This window comes from Bacillus sp. SH7-1, from assembly GCF_008042405.1.
Lineage (GTDB): Bacteria > Bacillota > Bacilli > Bacillales > Bacillaceae_G > Bacillus_A > Bacillus_A thuringiensis_N.
Genome location: NZ_QNUD01000003.1, coordinates 293,167 through 318,778 on the forward strand (window position 1 = coordinate 293,167; position 25,612 = coordinate 318,778).

The following is a 25,612-nucleotide window of genomic DNA, read 5'->3' on the forward strand; positions in this document are numbered from 1 at the left end:
TCGCCATCTATGTAAGGGGAGTCTCCCTTATTTGTTCATTACGATGAAAGCAATAACTACACCGATGATTGGAAGTGCCTCAACTAAAGCAACCCCGATGAACATAATTGTTTGAAGTGCGCCTTTTAATTCTGGTTGACGAGCAACACCTTCGATTGTACGTGATACGATAAGACCGTTACCAATACCTGCACCTAATGCTGATAAACCAATTGCAATTGCAGCTGCGATTACACCTAAACTCATTTAATTTGTCCTCCTTTGTATTATAAAAAAATAAATTTTTTCTTACTTAAATTATATTAATGGTCATGGCTTACTTTATGAGCCATATAAACCATCGTTAACATTACGAAAATAAACGACTGGATTGAACCAACGAATACGCTGAATCCCATCCATGCTAACATCGGTACAAGCGCACCTAATGCTCCAAGGACTGTCGTCCCGCCTAACTTAGCAAGTAATCCTAATAAGATCTCACCTGCATAAATGTTACCGAATAAACGAAGACCTAACGTTAATGTGTTAGCAAACTCCTCAATAACCTTTAATGGGAATAAGAATTTCATAGGTTGGAAATAACCTTTAACGTATTCTTTCGTACCCTTCATCTTAATTCCATAATAATGGGTGAGGGTAACTACCATCACGGCTAATGTTAATGTAACTGCTGGATCAGACGTTGGTGATCTCCACCATGCAATATGTTCGCCAGCCTCAACTGTTGAATACATGAATGGTAAACCAAGGAAGTTCGATACGATGATAAACATGATAAGCGTAACGCCAAGCGTTAAGAATCGTCCACCTGTTTTCCAGTCCATCGTACTATTGATAATCCCTTTCACGAAGTCAAACACCCATTCCATGAAATTTTGCATTCCTGTTGGGCGAAGAGCTAAACTGCGAGTTCCAATAACAGCGATTACGAAAACAATAACTGCTGCTACAGTAACCATCATCACTGATGACAAATCGAACGTTAAACCTAGAAATTCAACTAATTTACCGTGTTCCACTAGTAATTCACCTCTCTTCCCTGCTCTTATACTCTAAATAAAGAAAATCTATGATCATGACAAGGTATCCTGTCAGCAATCCTACACCTAGGCCCCACATCGCAATTAACTCTTGATATTTGGCTGCAAATAAAATTAATAACCCAATCGTCGCGAACCTTGAATATGTACTTACAGCTGTCGCCTTAAACTTCACGTTTTCTCCATTTGTCACGCGATCTAATAGCTTGTCTGTTCTACGTGCAATGATGCGCAAACTAAGAAAACTGAAAATCGTTCCGATAATCAGCCCAAGAAATACATCCTTGTAAGAGGTAAATCCCCATCCTAGCACTAGAAGCGCAAGCAAGTAGTACATATATTTCTTTTGTCTTTGGACAAGTCCATGTACGTCTATCATCATTGCTCTCCCGAATAGTAATGTCGAATGAGTCGAATCATTGCGTATACCCCTGTTCCTAACCCGAGTAATAACCCTATAATAAGAAACAATGGAAACGTTCCAACCTTATTATCAATCCACTGCCCACCAAAGATTCCAACAAGAATAGAACCGACTAACTGAGCAAGAATACCTGACATTAAAGCATAAGCTTTTATATGGCTGCGATCGTTTTTTTGCAAGGATTCATCCCTCCAATATGTAACCCTCATTCACGATGTGTTAATAATAACTCATTTTTTTGCATAAATCCTATACAAAATAAAAAGTTTACATTTTCGTCACGGAATGGATGTATTTTTGTCACTGAAAGCCCTACCATCTATCCCCGTTGTTAGCATACAATAGGGTATTAACAGTGTCAACGAGAAATCGTAAAAAATCAAAAAATTTGAGTATTAGTCATTTCCTCCCAAAAATGAAAACGTTCCCCTTCTAAATACTGGTTAGGGATATGCAATTTCTAACAGTTTTCTCTTTATAATAGAAGGTAATGTTCACAAGTTTGTCACTATTATATTTTTAAGATATAACGCTTTCCTTCCATAATATAGTGCTCTTTAGACGTAAGACTTCTATATTATATGTGATGTGTATGCAACTTATGTTGTATATACTATGTATATTTATCCCCTCCCCTACTTCAGCGAGGCGCAAAAAAACGAGAGGGGAATCCCCTCTCGTCAGTTGTCTTACTTCGTTCCGAATAAACGGTCACCAGCATCACCAAGACCTGGTACTACATATCCGTGGTCATTTAATTTCTCATCTAATGCTGCTACATAAATATCAACATCAGGATGTTCTTCTTGTACTACTTTTACTCCTTCTGGAGCTGCAACGATACACATTAATTTAATTTGTTTTGCACCGCGCTTTTTCAGAGAGTTAATTGCTTCAGCTGCAGAACCACCTGTTGCTAGCATCGGATCTAGTACGATAAAGTCACGCTCTTCTACATCCGTTGGAAGTTTCACATAGTATTCTACCGGTTGCAATGTTTTAGGGTCACGGTATAAACCAACGTGTCCTACTTTTGCTGCTGGAATTAATTTCAGAATTCCATCAACCATGCCTAAACCTGCACGTAAAATCGGAATTAAACCAAGTTTTTTACCAGCGATCACTTTTGTTGTCGCTTTGCTTACAGGTGTTTCAATTTCAATGTCTTTAAGTGGAAGATCGCGAGTAATTTCGAAAGCCATTAAGCTTGCTACTTCGTCCACTAATTCACGAAAATCTTTCGTACCTGTATTCTTATCGCGAATATATGTAATCTTATGTTGAATTAACGGGTGATCAAATACATACAGTTTTCCCATGTGAATCTCTCCTTTAGATGATATTCATGCGTTTGCACGCTTTTTTACACTATTTACGATTGTAAAGAAAACGCTACTAATATTCAAGGGCAAATTTGGCAAAATCATGATTTTACAATGAATCTATCTAGTATCTTTACCAATTATGGGAGCTGTATCCTTCATTATATCGCCAAAATTTATTCATCATTTGTATACATACTTAAAGAAGAATATATGTCCAAAAAAAAAGACTGCCAAAACAATTACGTCTCAGCAGTCTTCTTCAATCTATTATAGATCTGTGTACATTGGGAATTTGCTCGTCAACACTTCTACACGCTTACGTGCTTCTTCTAATGCAGCTTCATTTTCATGATTTTTTAATGTATAAGCAATAAGTGACGCAATTTCATCCATTTCTTCTAAACCGAAACCACGAGATGTTACAGCTGCCGTACCGATACGTACACCGCTTGTTACAAATGGGCTTGCTGTTTCAAATGGAATTGTATTTTTGTTCACTGTAATACCAACTTCATCTAATACGTGCTCTGCTACTTTACCTGTGATTTCTAAGTTACGAACATCAATTAAAATTAAATGATTATCTGTTCCTCCAGAAACAAGTGTAAGTCCTTCTTTTTGAAGGCCTTCAGCTAAACGATTCGCATTATTAATGATATTTTGTGCATATGTTTTAAACTCATCTTGTAGTGTCTCACCAAATGCAACAGCTTTTGCAGCGATTACGTGCATAAGTGGACCACCTTGAATACCAGGGAAGATTGATTTATCAATTTGTTTTGCAAATTGCTCTTCACATAAAATCATACCACCACGTGGACCACGTAATGTTTTATGTGTTGTCGTTGTAACGAAATGTGCATGTGGTACTGGGTTTGGATGTAAACCAGCAGCTACTAAACCAGCGATATGTGCCATATCAACCATAAAGTATGCACCCACTTCATCTGCAATCTCACGGAATCGTTTGAAATCGATAACACGAGGATATGCACTTGCACCTGCAACGATTAATTTTGGTTTATGTTCTTTCGCTTTTGCTAATACATCATCGTAATTAATACGGTGAGATTCAGCATCCACGCCATATTCTACGAAATTATATTGTACTCCACTGAAGTTAACAGGGCTTCCGTGTGTTAAGTGACCACCATGAGATAAATTCATACCAAGTACTGTATCGCCTTGCTCTAAAATCGTGAAGTATACTGCCATGTTCGCTTGCGCACCAGAATGCGGTTGAACATTTACATGCTCTGCACCAAAAATTTCTTTCGCGCGATCACGTGCGATATCTTCTACTACGTCTACGTGCTCACAGCCACCATAGTAACGTTTTCCAGGATATCCTTCAGCATACTTATTCGTTAAAACAGAACCTTGTGCCTCCATTACTGCTTCACTTACGAAGTTTTCCGAAGCAATTAACTCAATCTTTGAACGCTGTCTTCCTAGTTCTGCCTCAATTGCAGCAAATACCTTTTCATCTTGACGTTTTAAATGATCCACCAAAATCCCCCTTTTCTGAACGAATTACATCGATTCCCAATAGTTTTTTCTCATTTATTCAGAAAAAACGAAAATTCAGGTTGTAATTCTTTCGAACCTTCATGTTTTCAACTACATTCTAACATGACTTTCTTTATCATAAAAGAAAAAAAAGACCGAAAATCGGTCTTTTCTTTCTTCTATGATAAAGTCAGACAACATACCTCGTTCGTAGGATAATGTGCAACTTTAACGGCAAATGATAGTCTCTTCAGCCGCCGCATAAACAGCACGTGCTCCACCAATTAGTTTTCCACGTGTTGTTGCCATCGTTACATGCGCACTTCCAATTTCCTTCACACTTGTACGAACCGGAACAGCTACATGCTTTAAATGCATACCGATAAATGTATCACCAATATCCATTCCCGCATCCGCTTTAATAAACTCAATTACTACCGGATCTTTCAAATTATGATAAGCATATGTTGCTAATGCACCACCTGCTGATCTAACAGGCGTAACTGTTACAATTTCAAAGTGATATTTCATTGCCAACTCACTCTCAACTACTAAAGCACGGTTTAAATGCTCACAACATTGAAACGCCAACTCAATACCTGTTTGCTCTTGAAATTGTTTTAATTCAGAAAAAATCGCCTCTGCTACTTCCATCGTTCCTGATGTTCCAATTTTCTCTCCTAGCACTTCGCTCGTACTACACCCAACTACAAAAATTTGACCACTTTGTAATGAAGCTTGTTCTTGGAAATCAGAAAGCGAAATTTGTAGCTGTTCTCTTACCTTTACGATTTCTGTCATTACGCCTCTTCCTTTCACAGGTTGGTTCACCAAATTATATTTCATACTACTTCTAGTTAGAATCTATTACTTTGCTTCGTATGTTTTAATTTTTCCTACGCGGTTTTCGTGACGGCCACCTTCATAGTCAGTTGTTAACCAAATTTTTGCGATGTCACGAGCTAGACCAGCACCAATTACACGCTCGCCCATTGCTAACATGTTAGTGTCATTATGCTCTCTCGTTGCTCTCGCGCTGAACGTATCATGAACTAACGCACAACGAATACCATTTACTTTGTTTGCAGCAATTGACATACCGATGCCTGTCCCACAAACTAAAATACCACGATCTACTTCGCCATTCGCTACCATTTCCGCTGCTGGAAACGCAAAATCAGGGTAATCAACAGAACCAGCTTCACATTCACAACCTAAATCAATATATTCAATATTTAACTCTTCTAATAAACTTACAAGTTCTTTACGGATATTCATACCGCCGTGATCAGATGCTACTACTACTTTCATTTTTACCCCTCCAAAGTTTCAATCAATTATCTTCATTTCTCACTCGATACCTTAATGGTACGAAGTGATCTCCAATATCGTATTATACACGAAACATCAACCTTCTGAATGTTTTTTCAGTAAAGTTTGTACAAGTTTTTCCATCTCTTCTAACGTTTCTTTATAAGTAGAAAGTGAACCGCCAAATGGATCTGAAATATCTTTACTTATCCCCTCAGTTACTCCATATAATGTATCCACTTTCTTTTCAACGCTCGGATAATGACCAAGGACAATTTGCCTATGATTTTCCGTCATTGTTACTACCATATCAGCCCAATCAAGCAAAGCTTCGTTTACTTGCTGCGCGGCATGATCGATTGTAATTCCTTTTTCAGCTAAAGCTTCCTTTGCATGTACCGACGCATCACTTCCAGGATAGGCGAAAACACCAGCAGATTGCACTTCAAACTTACCTTCTCCATGATGACGAAGTAACGCTTCAGCCATCGGGCTACGGCATGTATTTCCAGTGCAAATAAATAACAATCGTTTCATCCAAACCCACCCCTTTTCTTCTTTTCCTACCTTTTATCATAACGTACATAAGAATAGAACAAAAGAAATGTGAATATACAAAAGGCGCATTTCTCTTATATTTTTTCTAAGAAAATGCGCCTTATCCACATATATGTGAAACCCTATTTCCAAGTGCCTAGGGTATTTTAACATACATAGTAAGCGTACTACAAAACAAAATAAGGAATCCATTTCATACGAAACGGATTCCTCTTATACAATAATTATTTCATTGTAACTTTCATTACTTCTGTTGAACCTTTTGTAGCTGTTACGCCTACAGTTGTCTTAATAGACTCAGCTGCATCTGTATTTGTAATAACGATTGGAGTAATTGTGCTTTTCGCTTTTTCACGAATTAATTCTAAGTCGAATGAGATTAATTTATCTCCAGCTTTTACAGCTTGGCCTTCAGAAACATGAGCTTCGAAACCTTCGCCTTCCATTTTTACAGTTTCTAATCCAACGTGGATTAAAATTTCTGTACCGTTTTTCGCTTTAATTCCGATAGCATGTTTCGTGTGGAATAATTGTACGATTTCACCATCAACTGGAGATACAACTACACCTTCAGTAGGATCGATTGCAACACCGTCACCCATCATACGACCTGCGAATACTGGATCTGGTACTTCTTCAATATTTTTCACTGCTCCAGTTAATGGAGCTACGATTGTTTCTTCATTTGTTTTTGAACCAAGACCGAATAATTTTTTAAACATAGGATAGTCCTCCTTATAATTTACCTAAAAGTTTATAGGGCAATCCCTAGTAAAGCTCGGGATACATGTAAGACTTCATACTTCGAATATTATACTGTAAAAACGCTTTCGAAATAAATTACGTCATTACTAATAGACTCTTATTGTAGCTCTTTGCAAAATTCCAGTCAATTCTGATTGTCTGAATAACAATAAGAAAATTAACTTCTACTTATATTTTCTCTTTTTTCACCCGACTTGTCTAGAGGTCTTTACTGCATTTTATTTTTTGTCGTTAATTTGTAAAATTAATTTCAAACTTTTTTCAAAATCCGCTTGACTAAAGTAAGTAACTATTTTATTATTACTTACATAAGGTAAGTTAATAACTTTTAGGAGGTTTCAAAAATGATGGATTTCGGTCTTCTTATTATTCGTCTTATTATAGGTATTACATTCATGGGTCATGGTGCTCAAAAATTATTTGGCTGGTTCGGCGGTTACGGTTTAAAAGGAACAGGTGGCTGGATGGAATCAATCGGTTTACGCCCTGGTGTATTCATGGCATTTATGGCTGGCGCAACTGAATTATTAGGTGGTTTCTTATTCGCATCAGGTATTTTCACTGCAATTGGTTCATTATTTATCGTTGGAACAATGTTAATGGCAATCTTCACTGTTCACGGAAAAAATGGTTACTGGGTAACCCAAAACGGATATGAATACAACTTAATGTTAATCGCCGTTGCTATCGGGGTAGCTTTAATCGGACCTGGTGCATACGTTTTATTATAATTTTTATCTTGAATTCGAGATTATTTAGACGGAACTTACTTCATTGTAGTTGAAGTAAGTTCTTTTTATGTAATAAAAATATTATTTTCAGCAGGAGTTTTCCACTAACATCTTGTAAACAAACAATAAGTCGTCATATTTAGAAAGGGGATTTCAAGCATGTTATCCATTAATCCAAATGAACAATCGGAAAAAGAGAATTACAAATTATTAACAGGAAGTATCATTCCACGCCCTGTCGCATTCGTTACTTCTGTAACAAAAGATGGCGTATTAAACGGAGCACCATATAGTTATTTCAATATTGTCGCTGCTAATCCACCACTTATCTCAGTTTCTGTACAACGAAAAGCTGGAGAAAGAAAGGACACTTCCCGAAACGCAATTGAAAAAGGGGAATTCGTCGTACATATCTCTGATGAATCATATGTAGCGGCAATTAACGAAACAGCAGCTAATCTCCCGCCAAATGAAAGTGAAATTGAACTAGCAAAACTAACACCAATTGAAAGTGATGTCATCTCCGTTCCAGGTGTAAAAGAAGCAAATATTCGAATGGAATGCGTACTAGAACGCGCAATTCCTCTTGGTGGAACAGAAGACTCACCAGCTTGCGATCTACTAATCGGACGCGTCGTTCGTTTCCACGTCGCAGAACACCTATACGAAAATGGACGCATTCATGCAGAAGGACTAAAACCAGTAAGCCGCCTAGCAGGACACAACTACGCAAAACTAGGAGAACAATTTGAATTAGTGAGGCCAGTTTAAAAGCGAAAGCGGCTCGTTCAGAATCGCAGGGCATTGGAGCTCTCGACCTTGAAGCGCTTTTTGCTTCATGCGAGAGAGCGAAATGACCGGAGATCCTAGCCGCTGGAGCTGGATATTATCTAAAAGCGGAAGGGGCTCGCCCAGAATGGGAGGAGGATGGAGCTTCTGACGTAGAGGCGCTTTTTGCCTCGCAGGAAGACGCGAAGCCACCGACCATTCTAGCCGCTGAAGCTGGATATTATCTAAAAGTAAAGGCGGCTCAATTACTTCTATCACTTAAACATAAAAATCCCCTGCTAAATAGCAGGGGATTTTTTATTGTAATTCTTCCTTCTTCTCTTCTAAAGTAGGCATTTTCTCTTTTTTCGGTTTCCCTAGCTTAATTACGAAGAAGTATAGGGAAAGCAGCGTAATAAGAAAAACAATTAAAAACGGGTACGGAGAATAAAAAGCACGCGCTGCCTCCGTTTTTCCCGCAACAAACTTCAATGACTCAATATCTAAAAACTCAGCAAACATCTGTACACCGAGCATACTAAACCAAAAAACAAAAAAACTAATAATAATACCAAAAACTTGCTTCAATCTCGTCATTCATCTCATCCTTTCTATATCTGTAATTTTTAGTGCAATAAATATAGTACAAACAAAATATGCACAGAAAGGAACTATCTCACCATTCACGAATTAACTTAATCCAACCTAACATCGAAATTTGCAAAATAATACCCAAAATTATAAGTCTTCTTAGCCATCGAGGAAAGAAGGTTAAAAACTTAACATACCATTCCAATAGCTTGTTCATAATTCCCTCCTACATAAAATTATATAGGAAAAAGGATATATAATCCAAATCCAACCAGAATGATACCACCTACTATCTCACCATATGTACCGAGCATATCTTTCGCATGTCTACCAATTAATAAACCAATCCATGCTAATAACATACTAACAAATCCAAAAAGTAATATCGTAATAATTGTCTGTGCTCCGTAAATACCAAGACTAAGCCCTACTGAAAAACTATCTATACTAACGCCAAATGCAAATACGAATAAGCTAATTCCAATAGGAGCCGTTCTAGTCTCTTCATTCTCCAAAATAGAGGAATATACAATATAGAATCCTAGTCCAATTAGTAAAATAGCACCTGCAAAATGTGCAATATCTCCATACTTCTCTGATAAAAAACGACCTAATACCATCCCTATAAATGGCATGATAATATGAAAAATCCCTATCGTCATACCGATATACAGGATTTGTCTTACCTTTAAGGTCATCATCCCCATACCAAGACTCACCGAGAACGCATCCATTCCTAAGGCGAATGCCATAATTATTAAAGGTAGTAGCTGTTCAAACGTCATTCATGTCCCTCCTCGGACGTGCTACTTCACAATATGCTTATCCGAGGAGAAATATTCTGTTTGCTAATCTTACCTTATCATTCAGTAATAATATGATGTCCTGCCGCTTTTGTTAAGCGATTCATAATTGCATTTCCTATTCCTTCATTCGGGAATGATTCGCTAAAAATAACATCCACTTCACTTGCATCAAACGTTCTAAGTACATCATATAATTTAGTCGCAACGCTAGCTAAATCACTTCGAACACCACAAGATAATATAACATCCGCGCTATATATATGCTGATACTCTTCTGTCGTTAATACGCCCACCTTGAATCCTTCTTCCTTCTTCTCATCCACAAGGTGCTGAATAAACTCACGTGATCCTTCAACAATACTAAGTGGCGCTTTCGGTGCATAATGTGTATATTTCATTCCAGGTGATTTCGGTTTTTCTTTCTCATCCTTTAAAGCCGGATCTAAAGAAACCGTACCAATCACCGCTTCCAATTGTTCCTTCGTAATCCCGCCTGGGCGTAATATCGTCGGAATAGTGCTCGTACAATCAATTACAGTTGATTCAACACCTACTCCGGTTGCACCACCATCTACAATACCTGCGATTTTCTCATTTAAATCTTCATATACATGAGACGCTAGCGTCGGACTTGGACGCCCAGAACGATTTGCACTCGGTGCTGCAACAGGTACATTTGCCTCTTCAATGAGAGCAAGCGCTACTGGATGATCAGGCATTCTTACTCCAACTGTATTAAGTCCTGCCGTCACCTTCTCTGAAATTCCTTCTTTTCTAGGTAAAATAATTGTTAACGGACCTGGCCAAAAATGCTCCATTAACTTCTCCGCGACTGGCGGAATTTCCTTCACAATCCCATCTAATTGCGATTTTGTACCGATGTGAACAATAAGTGGATTATCACTCGGTCTTCCTTTCGCTTCAAAAATTTTCGCGATTGCTTCATCATTCATAGCGTTTGCGCCTAGTCCATATACCGTTTCTGTAGGGAAGGCAATCGCCTCGTTTTCCCTTAATAATTTTGCTGCTTCTTGTAACTGTGGATAATATTTTTTTCTTTCCACAACATTATCCACAACCCACATATTTGTATGCATTTTTTCCCACGTCCTTTTCTACCCTGAAATACTTGTCTATTTTTAGTTTACTATGAGATTTATCCAAAAGACAAACAAGGTTTATCCACAAAATGTGGATAAACCTAATTAATCCGTGGATAACTTTGTGAATAGCTGACAATTTAGTATTATTGCATTTGGCTCTTTTATATTTTTACAAAAGTGTTCTAACTGTCGAATTCCCTCTGGTACGTTTTCTTTCTCTATAGTAACAAAGTCAAAAAACTGAAAGATTGTTATAGATTGTGGATGATTTGTTAGTAAGTACAGTTGTCGAATATTTTTTTCTTTCATATACTGCAAAAACATTTCAAAAAAATATAAGAAAGTCTGTTTATCCACATTAGGTGTGAATAAACAAGAACGAATAAGTGCGTTTTCTTCACTTTGTTCATATCCAATGACAGCCCGTATTTCTTCCGCCTCTTCCAAAATCATAAATTGCGCGTACAACTCATTTATTTTATCATCTTTTTTATTAGCTTGTCCGAAAAAAGAATGCAATCTTTCCACATCTGCTTTCGTCGCAAAATATACCTTCTTCATAGTAAATCCCTCCTCTTTTTTATATATGAGAAGGGATCTACTAATAGTACTATTTAGAGAATAAAGATGTAAAAGCCTCTACAATAAATAACTTAACTTCCGGCTTTTCTTCTTCCTCCTCTACTTTTACATACTCATTTTGTTTATCTTGTTTTTGTTCCACAGGTTTCTCCACTTTTTCCACAGTTTTTGTTTCCTCTTTACTTACAGATTGTTCTTCTACTTTCGTTTCATTTTTTACTACTTTCTTTTCAGAAGCTGTTACTTTTTTTGCGACTTCCTGCTTTACAACTTTCTTTTCTTTCACCTCATCCTCTTTTTTCTCTTCTGTATCTACTACTTCCTCATCTATTTGTTTTACCTGCTCCTCTTCAGGAGATTCAGCCTTCACAACATGTTCTTCTTTCCTTACAGCTGTACCACTTGAAAAATCTAAGAAACACATCGGTGGAAACAATACACACCACCAGTTTGCCCCTTCACCTTCTCCAATTGTAATCAATACTGCCTCATATTCCCCTGCTGGATAAATAAAATTCCCATATACCTTTGTAGGAAACTTTACATTCTTACTGAATTTCACTTGAAATGAATCTTTACTTCCTTCTTTTTTCAACGTATTGGCCACTGTTTTTTCGATTTCTGGAATATGACTTTGAATGACTTTACGCGCCTCTTCAAATGAAGTTAAATCCGCTACCCATCCATCAATTTGCGCTTTTACTTCATCACGCACTTTGCGCTTTAACGCCTGATCTTTATCTGAATCACTATTTGCTAAAATCCGTAATCGAACGGCCTCTTTCGGAATAACTGAAGGCCCTTTCGCATCAGCTTTCATATATCCAAACTGCACAAGCAACTGTGCACCAATTAATAATAGAAGAAGATAAGCAATAACTTGTTTTTTCATTTCCTCCACCGTCCCTTCTACAAACAGTGTGGACAGACTTTCATCTTTCTAAACTATTAAATTCAAAATCTATATAAATTTTTGCACAAAAAATAGAGTAAGGCGTGAACCTTACTCCATCTCTGCAAATACCATACGATCTTTTCCATTAATATCAAAAACAACCTCAACATGAGCATGTGGGAAAGCTTGTTGTAACAGCCCCTTCACGTCCTCACCTTGCCCTACTCCAATTTCAAACGCCACAATTGCTTTTTTCTGTAACACATTCGGCAACTCTTCCATAAAACGGCGATAGAAATCTAATCCGTCTTCCCCGCCAACAAGCGCTCTCTTTGGCTCATGCTCTTTCACTACAGGAGAAAGACCACGCCAGTCTTCTTCCGGTATATATGGAGGATTTGAAACAACAACATCTAACTTTTGACCTGTTTTATAAAATGGTGATAATAAATCACCATGATAGAACGTTACTTCTGCACCCAAAGTTTTTGCATTTTCTTTTGCAACTTCAATCGACTCCTGCGCAATATCTACCGTATACACATGAAGATTTTTATTTTCTAAAGCAAGTGTAATCGAAATCGCTCCGCTACCCGTACCGATATCTGCTACATGTAGTTTCTCATCACCAAAATGGCGCTCGATTCTTTCTAATACTCCTACTATAAGCTCTTCTGTTTCCGGTCTTGGTATTAATACTTCTTCATTCACAAAGAACGATCGTCCATAAAACATTTCATAACCAATCATATATTGAATCGGAATACCTTCTACATGCTTGTGGATAAACTCTGTAAAGTTTGTTTCTTGTTCCACAGTTATTTCTTCACGCATATTCATAAGTAATCCTGTTCGGTTCACCTTTAATACATGACAAAGGACAATTTCTCCCGCATTTTCATCTCGTCCATTTTCCTGTAAAAAAGAAGAAGCCCATTTCAGGGCTTCATAGACACGCATTACTCAGCTGCCTCCATCTTTTGAGCCTGATCTTCCATCACTAAGGCATTGATGAAATCATCTAACTTACCTTGTAAGATTTGATCTAGCTTTTGAATCGTTAAACCGATTCGATGGTCTGTAACACGGTTTTGCGGGAAGTTATACGTACGAATACGCTCTGAACGATCACCTGTACCAACAGCTTGTTTACGGTTTTGATCATACTCAGCTTGTGCTTCTTGTCTAAACTTATCATAAACACGTGCGCGTAATACTTTCATCGCTTTTTCTTTATTCTTAATTTGTGACTTCTCATCCTGACATGATACAACTACACCAGTCGGTAAATGCGTTAAACGTACCGCTGACATCGTTGTATTAACGCTCTGTCCACCAGGACCACTAGAAGCGAATGTATCAACACGAACATCTTTCTCATGAATATCAATTTCTACTTCTTCTGCCTCTGGTAATACAGCTACAGTTGCTGTAGATGTATGAATACGGCCACCAGATTCCGTTTCAGGAACACGTTGTACACGGTGCGCACCATTCTCGAATTTCAGCTTCGCGAAAGCACCTTTACCGTTAATCATAAAGATAATCTCTTTATATCCACCTAACTCTGTATAGCTAGCCTCAATAATCTCCGTTTTCCAGCCCTGTACCTCAGCGTAACGGCTATACATACGGTATAAGTCACCAGCAAATAAAGCTGCCTCGTCGCCACCAGCAGCTCCACGAACCTCAACGATAACGTTCTTATCATCATTAGGGTCTTTTGGAACAAGTAAAATTTTCAGACGCTCTGATAACGTTTTATCTTGCCCTTCCAATTCAGAAACCTCTTCTTTTACCATTTCACGCATCTCAGCGTCTAACTTATCTTCTAACATTGCTTTCGCATCTTTTAATTGCTCACGAACATCTTTATACTCACGATACACCTCTACCGTTTCCTGTATATCAGATTGTTCCTTTGAATATTCACGAAGCTTATTTGTATCACTAATAACCTCTGGGTCACTTAACAATTCATTTAACTTCTCATAACGATTTTCAACAGCTTGCAAACGATCTAACACATCATTCACCTCTACATCCTAGTATCTAATACAAATAGTATATGGTACTTACTCAAAAAAACGCAAATTATATTTAAAAGCGCAAGCGGCTTGCTCAGAATCGCAGGCTATTTAGAACTCTCGACCTTGAAGCGCTTTTTGCTTCGAGCGAGAGAGTGAAATGGCCGGAGATTCTAGCCGCTGGAGCTAGATAATATATTTAAAAGTGCAGGTGGCTCTTTCAGCTCTGACCAGCTAAGGTTCTTTCGACCTACAGGTGTGCTTTTTACCTTTCGGGCGGAAGGTTCTTAGATGCGAAGAGCTAGCCACCGGAACTAGATATATTTAAAAGTGCAAGCGGCTTGCAGCGCCCACTCTCTCTATTCCGAAAAAAACCCGCCCTACACAGCGAGTTTTACTTATCTTTGTTTGCAGGAACTGCATGACAATGACGACAACGTGGTTCATATGATTCTGAAGCTCCAACTAAAATAATCGGATCATCGAATGCCGCTGGCTCTCCATCAATTAATCGTTGTGTACGACTTGCTGGAGATCCACATACAGAACATACTGCTTGTAGTTTTGTTACATGTTCAGCAATCGCCATCAGCTGAGGAACTTGTCCAAATGGTAGACCACGGAAATCTTGGTCTAAACCAGCTACAATGACACGATAGCCACGATTTGCTAATACTTGCACCACTTCCACAATGTCCCCATCAAAAAATTGCACCTCATCGATTGCAATAACATCCAGCTCTTCTGTAATATGTTCAAATATATCCTTTGAAGCTGAAACAGGAACTGCTTTTACCTTTAATCCATTATGTGATACAACATCTTCTTCACTATAACGATTATCAATACATGGTTTAAATACAATTGCATGTTGTTTTGCAAATTGCGTACGACGCACACGGCGGATTAGCTCTTCTGATTTGCCAGAAAACATACTACCGCAAATCACTTCAATCCAGCCATTTTGATTTATTAAGTACATGAAGCTCTCCTTTCATCTACTTTTTAGCTAAAAGTAGGGTAAAGGTATAATATTTTCGCAAAAAAAACAGACAAGCGAATAGATACACTTGCCTGTTTTATGTTTTTATTACTTAATACCGTATTTCTTATTGAAGCGGTCAACGCGTCCGTCTGCAGTAGCAAACTTCTGACGTCCAGTGTAGAATGGGTGAGAATCAGAACTGATCTCAACTTTTAGTAATGGATAAGTGTTACCATCTTCCCACTCAACAGTTTCGTTAGATCCTTTAGTAGATCCGCTTAAGAATTTGAAGCCTGTGTTTGTGTCCATGAATACAACTTTCTTGTAATCTGGGTGAATTCCTGCTTTCATTCTTTTCATCTCCTTCCGCCCTGAATCATTTTCGAAACAGAGTTTTTCATCTTCAGCTGCATACACAACTATATTGATGAAACACATATGATGAAATTATAACAAGGCTAACTTCATTTTGCAACTACCTGTTTTTGTCTTTTTAAATTTAAAGTGGAGGTGGCTCTTTCAGCTCTGACCAGCTAAGGTTCTTTCGACCTAAAGGTGCTTTTTACCTTTCGGGCGGAAGGTTCTTAGATGCGAAGAGCTAGCCACCGGAACTGGATACAATTTAAAAGCGCAAGCGGCTCGTTCAGAATCGCAGGGCATTGGAACTCTCGGCCTTGAAGCGCTTGTTGCTTCGAGTGAGAGAGTGAAATGACCGGAGATTCTAGCCGCTGGAGCTGGATACCATTAAAAGCACAAGTGGCTCTTTCAGCTCTGACCAGCTAAGGTTCTTTCGTACAAAAGGTGCTTTTCACCTTAAGTAGCGGAAGTTCTTAGACACGAAGAGCTAGCCGTCGGAACTGGATATCATTTAAAAGCGTACGCGACTCATTCAACTCCAACTATAATCAACCAATATCCTTCCACTCATATCTCTTTAACATCACCTAAAAAAACATAAAAAACTCGCTTACCACAAAATAAGCGAGTCCCAATCTTTTCCCTTTACTTAGTTGTTACATATCTTTTCGAATCTGCAACAATGTTTTGTAAAAATTCTTCATTTGTCTTTGTTTGACGAAGTTTACGTAAGAAACTTTCAACAAAGTCTGGTGTATCACGCATTGTTTTACGAATACCCCACAACTTGTCTAAATGTTCTTTCGGAATTAATAGATCTTCTTTACGTGTACCAGAACGACGAATATCAATTGCCGGGAAGATACGACGCTCAGCTAATGAACGATCTAAGTGAAGTTCCATATTTCCAGTTCCTTTAAATTCTTCGTAAATTACATCGTCCATACGAGATCCTGTATCAACAAGCGCTGTTGCTAAAATAGTTAAGCTACCGCCTTCTTCAATATTACGTGCAGCTCCGAAGAAGCGCTTCGGTCTATGGAAGGCAGCTGGGTCGATACCACCCGATAATGTTCTACCACTTGGCGGAATAACAAGGTTGTAAGCTCGCGCTAAACGGGTAATACTATCCATTAAAATGATAACATCTTTTTTGTGCTCTACAAGACGCATTGCACGTTCCAACACAAGTTCCGCTACTTTAATATGATTTTCTGGTACTTCATCAAAAGTAGAACTTACAACATCTCCTTTAACAGAACGTTCAATGTCTGTTACTTCCTCTGGACGCTCATCAATTAAAAGTACAATTAATTCCGCTTCCGGATGATTTGTTGTAACACTGTGTGCGATTTCTTTTAATAGACTTGTTTTACCAGCCTTTGGAGGCGCGACAATTAAACCACGTTGTCCAAATCCAACTGGTGCAATTAAATCCATGATGCGTGTCGGTAACTTTTTCGGTTCCGTTTCCAACTTCATTTGGCGATCTGGGTATAATGGTGTTAATGCAGGGAAATGCACACGCTCTTTTGCTGAATCTGGATCATCTCCGTTTACAGCTTCAACTTGTAATAACCCAAAATAGCGTTCATTTTCTTTCGGAGGTCGTACTTTACCAGAAACTTTGTCTCCATTACGTAAATCGAAACGACGAATTTGCGAAGCTGAGATATAAATATCTTCTGAGCTTGGAGAATAGTTGATAGGACGTAGGAATCCAAATCCTTCTGATTGAATAATTTCTAATACGCCTTCCATGAAGAAGAAACCTTCTTTTTCTGCTCGAGCTTTCAAAATAGAAAAAATTAACTCTTTTTTCGTTAATTTGCTATAATACGAAATCTTAAATTCTTTCGCAAGCTCGTATAACTCTTTTAATTTCATGTTTTCTAATGCTGCAATTGACAAATTCATTCAGACACCACACTTTAACGTTATTCTCTTTTCACATGGGTAAAGGGAAAAAATACGGAAGGCAAATAATTAATAATGAAAGGCAATAAGTTCAAGTAGGGTAATATTCACTATTGTAACCCTTTTATCTAGTTTTAATCAATACGTTGGAACACAAATACAAGAAGCGAAGACAAGAAAGTTTGTCTTCGCTTTTTATATTTCTTACTTTTTTCTACTCACTCTATTTTAAATGGCGATAAATAGGCCATTTATGCTTCTGAGCAAGCCGCTTACGCTTTTTACTTAATCCAGCTTCAGCAGCTAGAATGGTCGGTGGCTTCACTTCTTCCTACGAGGCAAAAAGCGCCTCTACGTCAGGAGCTCCATCCCCCTCCCATTCTGAACGAGCTGCTTACGCTTTTTATTTAAATCCAGTTCCAGCGGCTAGAATCTCCGGTCATTTCACTCTCTCCCTCGAAGCAAAGAGCGCTTCAAGGTCGAGAGTTCCAATGCCCTGCGATTCTGAGCAAGCCGCTTCCACCTTTTATTTAATAACCAAGTTTGGTTTTTTATTCAAGCTATGACGTCCATCTACGAAGCGTACTGTGCCTGATTTTGCACGCATAACAAGAGATTGTGTTGTTCCTACGCTACCTTTAAATTGAACGCCGCGTAATAGTTCTCCGTCTGTTACACCTGTTGCTGCAAAGATTGCATCGTCACCTTTTACTAAGTCCTCCATGCGAAGGATACGGTTGATGTCTTCTATACCCATCTTTTTGCAACGCGTCAATTCAGCTTCGTTTTGTGGTAATAGTTTTCCGTGAATCTCGCCGCCTAAACATTTTAATGCAACTGCTGCTAATACACCCTCAGGTGCACCACCAGAACCGAATAAAATATCTACACCAGTACGATCAAATGCAGTATTAATTGCGCCAGCTACGTCTCCATCATTAATCAATTTAATGCGAGCACCAGCTTTACGAATTTCTTCAATAATCGCTTGATGACGTGGACGGTTTAAAACTGTCGCTACAACATCTTCAATATCTTTGTTTTTCGCTTTCGCAACTGCACGTAGGTTATCAATAATAGGCGCATCAATATCGACTGCCCCAACCGCTTCTGGGCCAACCGCGATTTTATCCATGTACATGTCAGGAGCATGTAACAAATTGCCGTGATCTGCAATTGCAATAACAGCAAGAGCATTCCATCCACCAGCTGCCACGATATTTGTCCCTTCTAAAGGATCAACTGCAACGTCTACACGTGGACCATATCCTGTACCTAATTTTTCTCCGATATATAGCATTGGCGCTTCATCCATTTCACCTTCACCAATTACAACTGTACCTTTCATCGGAATTGTATCAAATACATCACGCATAGCTGATGTTGCTGCACCGTCTGCTTCATCCTTTTTCCCGCGTCCCATCCAACGCGCTGATGATAAAGCTGCAGCCTCTGTTACACGTACTAACTCCATAGATAAACTTCTTTCCACAATAATCCCTCTCCTTTAAGTCTTTATATTTCTGCCGTATTTTGTGAACCGTGTTTTTCTATAAAGTGTACTTCCGCAAGTAGTGATGCTTCGCTTCCCCCTTGCGGAAGTATCACTTATGCGTTCTTCATCTCTTCAATTTCTTGCTTTGTCATTTGTTCTCGCCAAATGTTTGCACCAAGTCCTTTAAGCTTGTCTACTATATTTTCATAGCCTCGATCAATATGCTCAAGTCCGGTTACTTCTGTAATTCCATCCGCCATTAATCCTGCAATAACAAGAGCCGCTCCAGCTCGTAAATCACTTGCTTTCACTTTTGCACCTTGCAATAAAACAGGACCAGTTACAATTGCCGAACGACCTTCTACTTTAATTTGTGCATTCATACGACGTAATTCATCAATGTGTTTAAAGCGTGCGCCGTAAATCGTATCCGTTACAACACCCGTTCCATGCGCCTTTGTTAAAAGTGTTGTAAATGGCTGTTGTAAATCTGTTGGGAAACCTGGGTATACAAGCGTTTTTATATCAACTACTTTTAATCTTCCATTACCGTTCACTGTAATTTGGTCATCATTCGTTTCAACTTGGACACCAGCTTCTCTTAACTTCGCCGTAACTGACTCTAAATGTTGAGGAATAACATTATCAACTGTCACTTCTCCTCCTGACGCAGCACCTAAAATCATATACGTACCCGCTTCAATACGATCTGGAATGATCGTATGATGACAACCATGCAGTGAATCCACACCATCAATTCGGATTACATCTGTACCAGCACCTTTAATACGTGCACCCATGCTTGTTAACAATGTAGCTACATCAATAATTTCTGGTTCTTTTGCTGCGTTTTCAATAACAGTTCTACCTTTCGCGCGCACAGCTGCTAGCATAATATTAATCGTAGCTCCTACACTAACAACATCTAAATAAATACGTGCACCACGTAGTTCATCTGCTCTTAAATAGATAGCACCTTGTTCGTTTGTAACATGTGCACCTAACGCTTCAAACCCTTTAATGTGCTGATCAATTGGCCTCGGCCCTAAATGACATCCACCCGGAAGCCCAATAACAGCTTTTTTAAAACGGCCAAGCATCGCACCCATTAAATAATAAGAAGCACGCAGTTTTTTCACTTTTCCGTTTGGTAAAGGCATTGCAACCATGTTAGAGGGATCGACTACCATCTCTTCCTCCTGTCCATAAGTTACTCTTCCTCCAATTTCCTCTAGTAAGTCTCCCAACATTTTCACGTCCGAAATATTAGGAACACCACCAATAGTTACTGGAGTATCTGCTAAAATTGTCGCTGGAATTAGTGCAACGGCGCTGTTCTTTGCACCACTCACGCGAATTGTTCCATTTAAAGCTCTTCCGCCTTCAATTAGCAATTTTTCCATATTGAGCTCCCTTCTTGTGAATGTATTTACTTTCCATATTTTTATAGAAAGCTCCCCTTAAGAATCTCACTTACTTTCCATCCCAAAACTCAATAAATAGGAAACCATTATCTTCATTTCTCCTGTAATACAAAAAGATAAAGATTAACTATTCATCGAATTCACTTTATCAATTTAGATACGTTATCACATTTATTAATAGGACTATGCACATTATTTTCTATTTCAAAAACAAAATGATAAAATCTTTAGACTTGTTCACGCTTTCATTATACAACGAAAGGAAACCGTCTAAAAGACTAGACGGTTTCCAAAACGGAATTTTATTCTTACGCTTTACCGTTAGAACCGAACTCACGCATTTTACCAGCAACAGTTGCTTTAATAGCGTCGCGGCCAGGTCCGATAAATTTACGAGGATCGTAAACTTCTTGGTCTTTGTTTAATACTTCACGAACAGCTTTTGTAAACTCGATTTGGTTCTCAGTGTTTACGTTAATTTTTGAAGTACCTAAAGAGATAGCTTTTACGATATCAGCAGTTGGGATACCAGTACCACCGTGTAATACTAAAGGTACGCCAGTGAAGTCACGAACTTGTTCCATTTCAGCGAATCCTAAGTTAGGCTCACCTTTGTAAGGACCGTGTACAGAACCTAAAGCTGGAGCTAGGCAATCGATACCTGTTGCTTCAACAAGGTGCTTACACTCTGCAGGATCAGCGTAAATTACGCCTTCAGCGATTACGTCGTCTTCTTGTCCGCCAACTGTTCCAAGCTCAGCTTCAACAGATACGTTACGAGCGTGTGCGTATTCTACTACTTTTTTAGTAGTTTCAACGTTTTCTTCGAATGGGTGGTGAGAAGCGTCGATCATTACAGATGTGAAACCTGCATCGATTGCTTCTTTACATTTTTCGAAACTTGAACCATGGTCAAGGTGAATCGCTACAGGAACAGAGATGTTCATTTCTTCGATTAAAGCTTTAACCATAGCTACAACTGTTTTGAAACCAGTCATATGACGAGCTGCACCCTCAGATACACCTAGGATTACAGGAGATTTTTCTTCTTCCGCAGCAGCTAAGATAGCTTGAGTCCACTCTAAGTTGTTCATGTTGAATTGACCAACTGCGTATTTTCCTTCTAGTGCTTTGTTTAGCATTTCTTTCATAGAAACTAAAGGCATGGTGAATCCTCCTAAAAAACGTTTTTTGTATCCGATAAGTTCTTATCGCTGGTAGTATGACCAGAATAAGGTAAAATATGTATATATACATACCGGACTTTTTTCTACACTCAATAGGATAACAACTTGTACTAAAAAACTCAACTGTATTCACCTGCTCAATAGTCCATGTAAACGCTTTTTTCCATATTTTTTATAAAAAATTCATTTTTACGCCTCTACAGCGAGCTCATTTCTCACAGCTTGACGAATTTCATCAATATCAAACGGTTTAGCAAAATGCATTAAAGCTCCTAAATCTTTTGCTTCTTGGATCATATCAAGCTCTCCATAAGCAGTCATTAAAATTACTTTAATACTCTCGTCAATTTCTTTTACATGCTTTAAAATCTCTATACCATCCATGCCTGGAATTTTCATATCTAACACTACTAAATCCGGATTATCTTTTTTCACGATATCTAAAGCTTGAAATCCATTTGCTGCTTGGAATGTCTGATAACCTTCTTTTTGGAACACTTCATGTAACAACACACGAATGCCATATTGATCATCAACGATTAAAATTTTACCTTCCATAATTCCCAACCTTTCTGTGTAAATACAAGATTTAAAGCTTCTTATATCTTAACGATTTATTTTCGCTATTCTTTGGCAAATTCCTTCCTATTCTTTCTTATTTTACCGTTTACTATTTCGTTATGCCACCCTTCGATTTCACCTTTCTAAAAAAATGAACTATAATGAAAGCCGGCAAACACGTACGAAGGGAGTCACATTATGTTAAAAATTTTTTCAACTCAATTAAGTGGTTATTTCTCCAGGGTTTCCCAAAAAGAGGAAATGAATATAGAAGATAGCGCCCGTCTACTTGCTCAAGCATTAGTTGGCGAAGGTTTCATTTATTTACATGGTACAAATGAAATGGAGGGCGTTGTTGCTGAAGCACTATTCGGTGCTGAACCAATGAAGCAAGCAAAACGATTATATGAAGATGGTAAAGAAGTAGAAGTAACTTCTGCAGATCGTGTACTTCTTATTAGCCGTTTTTCAACAGATGAAAAAGTTGTAGCAATAGCAAAAAAACTTCAAGCCAATGGACACTCTATTGTCGGTATCTCTGCTATTAAAGAAGGTACTGAATCGCTAGAGCAATATACAGATGTACATATTGATACAAAGTTGTTAAAAGGTCTTATTCCAGATGATGAAGGTAATCGCTACGGATTCCCAAGCTTAATGATAGCTTTATTTGCATATCACGGGATCAAATTTACAATCGATGAAATGTTAAATGAATATTAAAAAAAGCGCCCTATTTCAGGCGCTTTTTTTATTACTTGCTCTCTTTATTCGTAATAGAAGCTCTTACGAAATCATGGAACAATGGTTGTGGACGGTTTGGACGAGAAACTAGTTCTGGGTGGAACTGTGCTGCCACGAACCAAGGGTGATCTTTTAATTCAATGATTTCAACTAGACGACCGTCTGGGCTTGTACCAGAGAATACAAATCCTTCTTTTTCCATATCCGGACGGAATTGATTGTTGAACTCATAGCGATGACGATGACGCTCATATACAACCGGCTCATTGTAAGCATTGTATGCATTTGTTTCTTCAGCAAGCTTACATGGATATAGACCAAGACGAAGTGTACCACCTAAGTCTTCTACATCTTTTTGTTCTGGTAATAAGTCGATGATCGCATAAGGAGTATCAGGATTAATCTCAGAAGAGTTAGCTCCTTCTAATCCTAATACGTTACGTGCGAATTCAATTGATGCAAGTTGCATACCTAAGCAAATTCCTAAGAATGGAACTTTGTTTTCACGAGCATATTGAATCGCAACGATTTTACCTTCTACACCACGATCTCCGAAGCCACCTGGTACAAGGATACCGTCTGTGTCTCCTACTAATTCTTTTACGTTCTCTGCTGTTACGTGCTCAGCGTTTACCCATTTCACTTCTACGTCTGTATCGAAAGAATAACCTGCATGACGAAGTGCTTCTACAACAGAAATGTATGCATCTTGAAGCTCTACATATTTACCAACAAGAGCGATTTTTGTTTTCTTAGAAAGATTACGTACTTTATCAACTAGCGCAGTCCACTCTGTCATATCTGCAGCTGGATTGTCTAATTTTAAGTGATCGCAAACGATTTGGTCCATGTTTTGTTCTTGAAGAGATAATGGAACCGCATATAAAGTATCTGCATCGCGAGCTTCGATAACTGCTTTTGTATCGATGTCACAGAATAATGCAAGCTTGTCTTTCATATCTTGAGAAACAGGCAGTTCTGTACGAACAACGATAATGTTTGGTTGAATACCTAAGCTACGAAGTTCTTTAACACTATGTTGTGTTGGTTTTGTTTTCATTTCACCCGCTGCTTTTAAATACGGGATTAACGTACAGTGAATGTACATTACATTGTCACGACCGATGTCGCTCTTAATTTGACGAATTGCTTCTAAGAATGGTAGAGACTCAATATCACCAACAGTTCCACCGATTTCTGTAATAACAACATCCGCGTTTGTTTCGCGACCAGAACGGTATACGCGTTCTTTAATTTCGTTAGTAATGTGAGGAATAACTTGAACTGTTCCTCCTAGGTATTCACCACGACGCTCTTTTTGAAGAACTGAAGAGTAAATTTTACCTGTTGTTACGTTGCTGTATTTGTTTAAGTTGATGTCGATGAAACGCTCATAGTGACCAAGGTCTAAGTCAGTTTCTGCACCATCATCTGTTACGAATACCTCACCGTGTTGGTATGGGCTCATAGTCCCTGGGTCTACGTTAATGTATGGATCAAACTTTTGAATAGTTACGTTTAAACCACGATTTTTTAAAAGTCTTCCAAGAGATGCTGCTGTAATACCTTTTCCTAAAGACGATACTACACCGCCAGTTACAAAAATATACTTAGTCATGAAAAAGCTCCCTTCTACTTTGCTGTTATATAATCACCGTTGCAAAGCGCAACGTATGTAGATAACACTGTATCCATCTTATTGTTAGACTCTTTTTATATTCTAAACAAAAAACAAAAAAGAAAATTGCTCCCCTCATCACATAAAGTAATAAGTAGGGAGCAATTTTCTTTTATATTTACACTTTAAAAGTATTATCGTCCTTTTTTAAAGAGCCCAAAAATGATTCTACATGGACGATAATGAAAAGTCAAGAACTACAGCTCTTCCTCTTCTTCTTCTTCAGTTTCATCATACTCAAGTTCTTCTTCAGCGAAGTCTTCGTCATCATCTTCATCTAAATCATCAAGATCATCGTCGTCTCCGTCTTCTTCTTCAAGAACCTTGTCCAAATCTTCTACATCATCATCTTCTTCAGTTACGTCTGCATCGTCGAAGTCTTCATCTTCTTCAATGTAGTCGTCAAAACCGTCCTCTTCAACTTTACGTTTCTTCTTCGGTTTTGGTTGAGGTAGAATTTCTTCATCAATTTGCTCATAAGGGTACCAGCTACGTAGCCCCCAACGATTTTCTCCTAAATTAATGAAACGTCCGTCGATGTTTAAATCTGTATAAAATTGTGCGAGTTTCGCATTAACTTGCTCTTGAGATAGTCCCAGCACTTGAGCGATTTCTTGAACCAACTCGTTGAATGTCGTTGCTTGTCTTTTATCCCCTAAAACGCTATGTACAACTTCAATCATTGAACATTCTTTTAGCTCTTCTGGTGAATATTGCTTAAAATTCACTTATGCGGCACTTCCTTTCTTCAAATATAACCTTATATATAACGGTCTGCTTAAAAAAATCCATACTATTCATTATAAACAAAAGTCGCACAAATATG

At 38.3% G+C, this 25,612-nt stretch carries 31 protein-coding genes; 3 read left to right on the forward strand and 28 right to left on the reverse strand.

The genetic code is table 11. The features are described from left to right. Positions 1 to 27 precede the first annotated feature (27 nt). From atpE to DN390_RS02400, 11 genes are all read right to left on the reverse strand, one after another. Complete coding sequence (gene atpE / locus DN390_RS02350) at positions 28 to 246, reverse strand: F0F1 ATP synthase subunit C (RefSeq protein ID WP_000052064.1); 219 nt, start codon at positions 244 to 246, stop codon at positions 28 to 30. 56 nt (positions 247 to 302) lie between these two features. Further along, the gene (gene atpB, locus DN390_RS02355; protein WP_060632954.1) at positions 303 to 1,022 is read right to left on the reverse strand and encodes a F0F1 ATP synthase subunit A; all 720 of its coding nucleotides are present in this window, start codon (positions 1,020 to 1,022) and stop codon (positions 303 to 305) included. Positions 1,023 to 1,029: 7 nt separating this feature from the next. Continuing rightward, positions 1,030 to 1,422 carry an ATP synthase subunit I gene (locus tag DN390_RS02360; protein ID WP_000567600.1) on the reverse strand — a complete coding sequence of 131 codons (393 nt, stop codon included), beginning with the start codon at positions 1,420 to 1,422 and terminating at the stop codon, positions 1,030 to 1,032. Continuing rightward, positions 1,422 to 1,646 carry an AtpZ/AtpI family protein gene (locus tag DN390_RS02365; RefSeq protein ID WP_001171223.1) on the reverse strand — a complete coding sequence of 75 codons (225 nt, stop codon included), beginning with the start codon at positions 1,644 to 1,646 and terminating at the stop codon, positions 1,422 to 1,424. The genes DN390_RS02360 and DN390_RS02365 overlap by 1 nt, the downstream gene beginning before the upstream one ends. A gap of 26 nt (positions 1,647 to 1,672) precedes the next feature. Beyond that, a complete protein-coding gene (locus tag DN390_RS02370; protein WP_060632955.1) occupies positions 1,673 to 1,786 on the reverse strand; it encodes a DUF4024 domain-containing protein in 114 nt (37 codons plus the stop codon). Between the two features lie 370 nt (positions 1,787 to 2,156). Beyond that, positions 2,157 to 2,786: a uracil phosphoribosyltransferase gene (gene upp, locus DN390_RS02375; protein WP_000517539.1), complete on the reverse strand. Its 630-nt coding sequence runs from the start codon at positions 2,784 to 2,786 to the stop codon at positions 2,157 to 2,159. A 273-nt stretch (positions 2,787 to 3,059) separates the two neighbouring features. Continuing rightward, positions 3,060 to 4,301 carry a serine hydroxymethyltransferase gene (glyA, locus tag DN390_RS02380; protein WP_141536483.1) on the reverse strand — a complete coding sequence of 414 codons (1,242 nt, stop codon included), beginning with the start codon at positions 4,299 to 4,301 and terminating at the stop codon, positions 3,060 to 3,062. 228 nt (positions 4,302 to 4,529) lie between these two features. Next, positions 4,530 to 5,147, reverse strand: coding sequence for a TIGR01440 family protein (locus DN390_RS02385; protein ID WP_147806497.1), 618 nt, complete (start codon positions 5,145 to 5,147; stop codon positions 4,530 to 4,532). 21 nt (positions 5,148 to 5,168) lie between these two features. Further along, on the reverse strand, positions 5,169 to 5,612 hold the full coding sequence (gene rpiB, locus DN390_RS02390; protein ID WP_060632958.1) for a ribose 5-phosphate isomerase B: 444 nt from the start codon (positions 5,610 to 5,612) through the stop codon (positions 5,169 to 5,171). Between the two features lie 96 nt (positions 5,613 to 5,708). Next, on the reverse strand, positions 5,709 to 6,149 hold the full coding sequence (locus DN390_RS02395; RefSeq protein ID WP_098289147.1) for a low molecular weight protein arginine phosphatase: 441 nt from the start codon (positions 6,147 to 6,149) through the stop codon (positions 5,709 to 5,711). Between the two features lie 245 nt (positions 6,150 to 6,394). Beyond that, positions 6,395 to 6,892 carry a PTS sugar transporter subunit IIA gene (locus tag DN390_RS02400; protein ID WP_000473666.1) on the reverse strand — a complete coding sequence of 166 codons (498 nt, stop codon included), beginning with the start codon at positions 6,890 to 6,892 and terminating at the stop codon, positions 6,395 to 6,397. Between the two features lie 387 nt (positions 6,893 to 7,279). On the opposite strand from DN390_RS02400, the gene DN390_RS02405 reads away from it, so the two are divergent. Together DN390_RS02405 and DN390_RS02410 are read left to right on the forward strand one after the other, a co-directional pair. Then, positions 7,280 to 7,666 (forward strand): DoxX family protein, encoded by a 387-nt coding sequence (locus tag DN390_RS02405; protein WP_000968618.1) that lies wholly within the window; start codon positions 7,280 to 7,282, stop codon positions 7,664 to 7,666. Between the two features lie 159 nt (positions 7,667 to 7,825). Beyond that, positions 7,826 to 8,437, forward strand: coding sequence for a flavin reductase family protein (locus DN390_RS02410; protein ID WP_000949041.1), 612 nt, complete (start codon positions 7,826 to 7,828; stop codon positions 8,435 to 8,437). A 315-nt stretch (positions 8,438 to 8,752) separates the two neighbouring features. On the opposite strand, the gene DN390_RS02415 is transcribed toward DN390_RS02410, so the two are convergent. The 15 genes from DN390_RS02415 to spo0F all read right to left on the reverse strand — a co-directional run bounded on the left by DN390_RS02415 (position 8,753) and on the right by spo0F (position 22,361). Further along, on the reverse strand, positions 8,753 to 9,031 hold the full coding sequence (locus DN390_RS02415; RefSeq protein WP_000197472.1) for a DUF3935 domain-containing protein: 279 nt from the start codon (positions 9,029 to 9,031) through the stop codon (positions 8,753 to 8,755). A gap of 79 nt (positions 9,032 to 9,110) precedes the next feature. Then, the gene (locus DN390_RS31025) at positions 9,111 to 9,242 is read right to left on the reverse strand and encodes a hypothetical protein (protein ID WP_255289557.1); all 132 of its coding nucleotides are present in this window, start codon (positions 9,240 to 9,242) and stop codon (positions 9,111 to 9,113) included. Positions 9,243 to 9,261: 19 nt separating this feature from the next. Beyond that, positions 9,262 to 9,810 carry a manganese efflux pump MntP gene (locus tag DN390_RS02420; protein WP_060632961.1) on the reverse strand — a complete coding sequence of 183 codons (549 nt, stop codon included), beginning with the start codon at positions 9,808 to 9,810 and terminating at the stop codon, positions 9,262 to 9,264. Positions 9,811 to 9,887: 77 nt separating this feature from the next. Beyond that, on the reverse strand, positions 9,888 to 10,928 hold the full coding sequence (locus tag DN390_RS02425) for an L-threonylcarbamoyladenylate synthase (RefSeq protein ID WP_060632962.1): 1,041 nt from the start codon (positions 10,926 to 10,928) through the stop codon (positions 9,888 to 9,890). A gap of 108 nt (positions 10,929 to 11,036) precedes the next feature. Beyond that, complete coding sequence (locus DN390_RS02430; RefSeq protein WP_000758435.1) at positions 11,037 to 11,495, reverse strand: GNAT family N-acetyltransferase; 459 nt, start codon at positions 11,493 to 11,495, stop codon at positions 11,037 to 11,039. Between the two features lie 49 nt (positions 11,496 to 11,544). Next, the gene (gene spoIIR, locus DN390_RS02435; RefSeq protein WP_060633207.1) at positions 11,545 to 12,408 is read right to left on the reverse strand and encodes a stage II sporulation protein R; all 864 of its coding nucleotides are present in this window, start codon (positions 12,406 to 12,408) and stop codon (positions 11,545 to 11,547) included. 111 nt (positions 12,409 to 12,519) lie between these two features. Next, positions 12,520 to 13,371 (reverse strand): peptide chain release factor N(5)-glutamine methyltransferase, encoded by an 852-nt coding sequence (prmC, locus tag DN390_RS02440; protein ID WP_098431734.1) that lies wholly within the window; start codon positions 13,369 to 13,371, stop codon positions 12,520 to 12,522. Next, positions 13,371 to 14,438: a peptide chain release factor 1 gene (gene prfA / locus DN390_RS02445; RefSeq protein WP_060633208.1), complete on the reverse strand. Its 1,068-nt coding sequence runs from the start codon at positions 14,436 to 14,438 to the stop codon at positions 13,371 to 13,373. The genes prmC and prfA overlap by 1 nt, the downstream gene beginning before the upstream one ends. A 394-nt stretch (positions 14,439 to 14,832) precedes the next feature. Next, entirely contained in the window at positions 14,833 to 15,420 is a 588-nt protein-coding gene (locus tag DN390_RS02450) for a thymidine kinase (RefSeq protein ID WP_000280859.1), read from the reverse strand. 108 nt (positions 15,421 to 15,528) lie between these two features. Then, complete coding sequence (locus DN390_RS02455; protein ID WP_060632964.1) at positions 15,529 to 15,774, reverse strand: type B 50S ribosomal protein L31; 246 nt, start codon at positions 15,772 to 15,774, stop codon at positions 15,529 to 15,531. Between the two features lie 651 nt (positions 15,775 to 16,425). After that, positions 16,426 to 17,697: a transcription termination factor Rho gene (gene rho / locus DN390_RS02460; protein WP_001053903.1), complete on the reverse strand. Its 1,272-nt coding sequence runs from the start codon at positions 17,695 to 17,697 to the stop codon at positions 16,426 to 16,428. Between the two features lie 526 nt (positions 17,698 to 18,223). Then, positions 18,224 to 19,189 (reverse strand): class II fructose-bisphosphatase, encoded by a 966-nt coding sequence (glpX, locus tag DN390_RS02465; protein ID WP_098431735.1) that lies wholly within the window; start codon positions 19,187 to 19,189, stop codon positions 18,224 to 18,226. 116 nt (positions 19,190 to 19,305) lie between these two features. Continuing rightward, entirely contained in the window at positions 19,306 to 20,595 is a 1,290-nt protein-coding gene (murA, locus tag DN390_RS02470) for a UDP-N-acetylglucosamine 1-carboxyvinyltransferase (protein WP_060632965.1), read from the reverse strand. Between the two features lie 329 nt (positions 20,596 to 20,924). After that, on the reverse strand, positions 20,925 to 21,782 hold the full coding sequence (locus DN390_RS02475; protein WP_001131847.1) for a class II fructose-bisphosphate aldolase: 858 nt from the start codon (positions 21,780 to 21,782) through the stop codon (positions 20,925 to 20,927). Between the two features lie 210 nt (positions 21,783 to 21,992). Continuing rightward, on the reverse strand, positions 21,993 to 22,361 hold the full coding sequence (spo0F, locus tag DN390_RS02480; protein WP_000398594.1) for a sporulation initiation phosphotransferase Spo0F: 369 nt from the start codon (positions 22,359 to 22,361) through the stop codon (positions 21,993 to 21,995). Positions 22,362 to 22,562: 201 nt separating this feature from the next. Here spo0F and DN390_RS02485 point away from each other — a divergent pair, with 201 nt between their 5' ends. After that, positions 22,563 to 23,087: a DUF2529 domain-containing protein gene (locus DN390_RS02485; protein ID WP_098431736.1), complete on the forward strand. Its 525-nt coding sequence runs from the start codon at positions 22,563 to 22,565 to the stop codon at positions 23,085 to 23,087. 31 nt (positions 23,088 to 23,118) lie between these two features. On the opposite strand, the gene pyrG is transcribed toward DN390_RS02485, so the two are convergent. Both pyrG and rpoE read right to left on the reverse strand, forming a co-directional pair. Then, positions 23,119 to 24,726 carry a CTP synthase gene (gene pyrG, locus DN390_RS02490; RefSeq protein WP_063549169.1) on the reverse strand — a complete coding sequence of 536 codons (1,608 nt, stop codon included), beginning with the start codon at positions 24,724 to 24,726 and terminating at the stop codon, positions 23,119 to 23,121. Positions 24,727 to 24,983: 257 nt separating this feature from the next. Further along, positions 24,984 to 25,514: a DNA-directed RNA polymerase subunit delta gene (rpoE, locus tag DN390_RS02495; protein WP_060632968.1), complete on the reverse strand. Its 531-nt coding sequence runs from the start codon at positions 25,512 to 25,514 to the stop codon at positions 24,984 to 24,986. Between the last annotated feature and the right edge of the window lie 98 nt (positions 25,515 to 25,612).